5 protein-coding genes are annotated in these 3,688 nt (G+C 76.6%); 4 read left to right on the top strand and 1 reads right to left on the bottom strand.

Annotated elements, in window-relative coordinates; all coding sequences use genetic code 11:
* Positions 1–979: serine/threonine-protein kinase (locus GQS09_RS27530; protein WP_165990240.1), on the bottom strand; the 979-nt coding region annotated here is incomplete at its 3' end.
* Between the two features lie 259 nt (positions 980–1,238).
* On the opposite strand from GQS09_RS27530, the gene GQS09_RS30515 reads away from it, so the two are divergent.
* Genes GQS09_RS30515 through GQS09_RS27515 form a run of 4 tightly spaced genes read left to right on the top strand, consistent with a single transcriptional unit; the run spans position 1,239 to position 3,512 of the window.
* A complete protein-coding gene (locus tag GQS09_RS30515; protein WP_279577806.1) occupies positions 1,239–1,364 on the top strand; it encodes a hypothetical protein in 126 nt (41 codons plus the stop codon).
* A 28-nt stretch (positions 1,365–1,392) separates the two neighbouring features.
* Positions 1,393–2,388: a dihydroxyacetone kinase subunit DhaK gene (gene dhaK / locus GQS09_RS27525; protein ID WP_165990239.1), complete on the top strand. Its 996-nt coding sequence runs from the start codon at positions 1,393–1,395 to the stop codon at positions 2,386–2,388.
* 25 nt (positions 2,389–2,413) lie between these two features.
* Positions 2,414–3,109 carry a dihydroxyacetone kinase subunit DhaL gene (dhaL, locus tag GQS09_RS27520; RefSeq protein WP_165990238.1) on the top strand — a complete coding sequence of 232 codons (696 nt, stop codon included), beginning with the start codon at positions 2,414–2,416 and terminating at the stop codon, positions 3,107–3,109.
* Positions 3,102–3,512 (top strand): PTS-dependent dihydroxyacetone kinase phosphotransferase subunit DhaM, encoded by a 411-nt coding sequence (locus GQS09_RS27515; RefSeq protein WP_207958360.1) that lies wholly within the window; start codon positions 3,102–3,104, stop codon positions 3,510–3,512. Before dhaL ends, GQS09_RS27515 begins: the two co-directional genes overlap by 8 nt.
* The last annotated feature ends 176 nt before the right edge of the window (positions 3,513–3,688 follow it).

Below are 3,688 nucleotides of genomic sequence, written 5' to 3'. Positions count from 1 at the left end.
GCGACCAGGCGCCGCTGGCCCGGGAGCCGGGCCGCATGCCGCGGGTCCAGGGCGGCAGCGGCTCCGGCCGGGCGTGCGGCTGCGCCGCACGCCCGGGCGGGGCCGGGGCTCCGGTCTCGGCCCGGGCCGCCTCCAGGACCAGCCGCCGGGCCTGGTCGGCGGCGTCCTCCGGGCGGTCGGCCGGGTCCTTGGCCAGCAGTCCCAGGATCAGCCGTTCGAGGGACGGGGAGAGCTCGGCGCGCACCGCCCGCAGCGGCTCGGGCGGGGTCTCCCGGTGGCCGACCAGGATCGCCCAGGGGTCGCCGAGGTCGAACGGAGGGGCGCCGGTGGCCAGTTCGTAGAGCACGCAGCCCAGCGAGTACAGGTCGCTGCGGTGGTCAACGGCGGCGCCGGAGATCTGCTCGGGGGACATGTAGTGCGGCGTGCCCATCGCCATGCCGGTGCTGGTGAGCTTGGCGTTCAGCCCGATGTCGTGGGCCAGCCGGGCGATGCCGAAGTCCAGGATCTTCACCGTGCCGTCGGCCAGCCGCATCACATTGGCGGGCTTGAGATCCCGGTGCACCACACCCTGGGCATGGGTGTAGGCGAGTGCCGCGGCCACCTGGTGGGCGATGTCGGCGATGTCCGGCTCGGGCAGCGGCTCGGCCTGGCGGGCGGTCAGGATCTCACTGAGGTTCTGCCCGTCCAGCAGTTCCATCACCAGGTAGAGCGTGCCGTCGTACTCACCGAAGTCGTGCACCACGGTGATCCCGCGGTGCTGGAGCGAGGCGGCCACCCGGGCCTCGCGGCGGAACCGCTCGCGCAGACTGCGCAGATACTCCTCGTCGCGCTGGGCGCCGCCCAGCGGCTGGAGGCATTTCACCGCCACCTGCCGGCCGAGCGCCTCGTCGCGGGCACGCCACACCTGTCCCATGCCGCCGCGTCCGATCTGCTCGATCAGCTCGTAACGGCCGTGGATCAGCGTGGTGTTCTCCGCCATCGCGCGTCTCTCGCCCCCGTTGGTGCCCGTCGGTGCTGCGGCGATCTGTCCTTGCCTACCCAGTATCCCGGTCCGGTCGCCCTGCGCGTACGGGTGAGGGCGGGTTGCCGGGGGCGCGCGGCGGGTACGGCTTCCGGACGGCGGGCGGAGCGCGGGCCCGCGGCGGCGGGCGCCGGACACCGGGCACGGAACCGGGCGACCGCGTGTGACAACGTGCCCTTGGTCCGCGCCGCCCGCCCCGCCGTGCATCATGAGTGCCATGGACCCTGAGGAGTTCGCCGAGGAAGCGGGCGCCGAGCCGCGCCCGGAACTGCGCAGCCTGCGCATGGACGACGACCGCGAGGTCGGCTGGGACGACGAGGACGGCTACGGGTGGGATCGGTGATTCCCGGCCTGCCCTGATCGGAGGCCGCATGAAGATGCTGATCAATGTGCCGGAACGGGTGGTGGCGGACGCGCTGCGCGGCATGGCCGCCGCCCATCCGGAGCTGCTGGTGGCCGATGTGGAGCGGCGGATCGTGATCCGCCGGGACGCGCCGGTGGCGGGCAAGGTGGCTCTGCTCTCCGGCGGGGGTTCGGGTCACGAGCCGCTGCACGCCGGCTTCGTCGGGCCGGGAATGCTGGACGCGGCATGCCCCGGCGAGGTGTTCACCAGCCCGGTCCCGGACCAGATGGTGCGGGCCGCGGCGGCCGTGGACAGCGGCGAGGGCGTGCTCTTCGTGGTGAAGAACTACACCGGCGACGTGCTCAACTTCGCCATGGCCGCGGAGCTGGCCGAGGACGAGGGGGTGCAGGTCTCCACGGTGGTGCTCCGGGACGACGTCGCGGTGAGCGAGGACGGCGAGAGCGCCGGGCGCCGCGGCACCGGCGGCACGCTGTTCGTGGAGAAGATCGCCGGGGCGGCGGCGGAGGAGGGCGCGCCGCTGGTGCGGGTGGCGTCGGTGGCCCGCCGGGTGGCCGAGTCCTCCCGCAGTTTCGGGGTGGCGCTGAGCGCCTGCACCACCCCGGCCAAGGGCACTCCGACCTTCGACCTGCCGCCGGGCGAACTGGAGCTGGGCATCGGCATCCACGGCGAACCGGGCCGGGAGCGGCGCCCGATGATGACCTCCGGGGAGATCGCGGACGCGGCCGTGGAGACGGTGCTGACGGACCTGCGGCCGGACAGCCCGGTGCTGCTGCTGGTCAACGGCATGGGCGCGACCCCGCTTCTGGAGCTGTACGGGTTCGCCGCCGAGGTGCACCGGGTACTGGCCGAGCGGCGGGTGGCGGTGGCCCGCACCCTGGTGGGCAACTATGTGACCTCGCTGGACATGGCCGGCTGTTCGGTGACGCTGTGCCAGGTGGACGAGGAACTGCTGCGGCTGTGGGACGCGCCGGTGCGCACCGCGGCGCTGCGCTGGGGCCGCTGACCGGCGGCCCGGAGGGACGGTGACGATGACACGGGACGCGGCCCGGGACAGAGCCCGGGACGGTGAGCGGGACGCCGCTCGGGGCGGGGCGGCCGGGCTGGACGCGGCCTTCGTGGTGCGCTGGCTGACCGCCGCCGCGGCGGCGGTCGAGCGGGAGGCCGGCCGGCTGACCGAGCTCGATTCGGCCATCGGCGACGCCGACCACGGCGCCAATCTGCGGCGCGGCTTCCGGGCGGTGGCCGAGGCGCTGGCCAAGGACCCGCCGGAGACGCCGGGCGCGGTGCTGGCGCTGGCCGGGCGGACCCTGGTGTCCACGGTGGGCGGGGCCTCCGGGCCGCTGTACGGCACGCTGCTGCGGCGTACCGGCAGGGAACTCGGTGACGCCGCGGCGCGGGTGAGCACGGCCGAGTTCGCCGCGGCGCTGGCCGCCGGGGTGGCCGCGGTGGGCACCCTGGGCGGTTCGGCACCGGGCGACAAGACCATGCTGGACGCGCTGGTCCCGGCCGCCGGGGCACTGCCGGGGTCGTTCGACGCGGCGCGGCGGGCGGCGGCGGAGGGCGCGCTGGCCACGGTGCCGATGCGGGCCCGGCGCGGCCGGGCCAGCCTGCTGGGCGACCGCAGCATCGGGCACCAGGACCCCGGGGCGGCCTCCTCGGCGCTGCTCATCACGGCGCTGGCCGAGACCGCGGCGGACACGGCGGCGGGGAGTGCGGATGGCTGAGCCGGTGGGCATCGTGCTGGTGTCGCACAGCCAGGAGGCGGCCGAGGCGGTGGCCCGGCTGGCGGCGGCGCTGGCGGGCGGGGCGGCCGGGGTGCCGGTGGAGCCGGCCGGCGGTCTCCCGGACGGCGGGCTGGGCACCAGCGCGGAACGGATCGGCGAGGCGGCCCGGCGGGCCGACCGCGGCGCCGGGGTGGTGGTGCTGGCCGATCTGGGGAGCGCGGTGCTGACCGTCCGGGCGCTGCTGGCGGAGGGCGCCGAGGGCGGGCTGCCCCCGGGCACGCGGCTGCTGGACGCGCCCTTTCTGGAGGGGGCGGTGGGCGCGGTGGTGTCCGCCGCGGGCGGCGGCGACCTCGCCGCCGTGGCGGCCGCGGCCGAGGACGCCTACCGGCTCCGCAAACGCTGACCCGCGGCCCGGCCGCGATGGGCCCGCTCCGCCCGGCCCGCGGCTGCGCGGGCCGCCGTGGCGCTCCGTCAGGGCAGGGGGTGGACCGGGGCGGCGGTGGCGGCGGGGCTGCCGAGCAGGCGGCCCTCGGGGTAGGCGAGCGCGCTCGCGGGGAGCGGCGCGGGCTCCCCGCCGGC

This window comes from Streptomyces sp. YIM 98790, from assembly GCF_011421595.1.
GTDB lineage: Bacteria > Actinomycetota > Actinomycetes > Streptomycetales > Streptomycetaceae > Streptomyces.
Note: the sequence above shows the minus strand (reverse complement) of the source record. Positions and strands in the feature narration are given on the sequence as shown.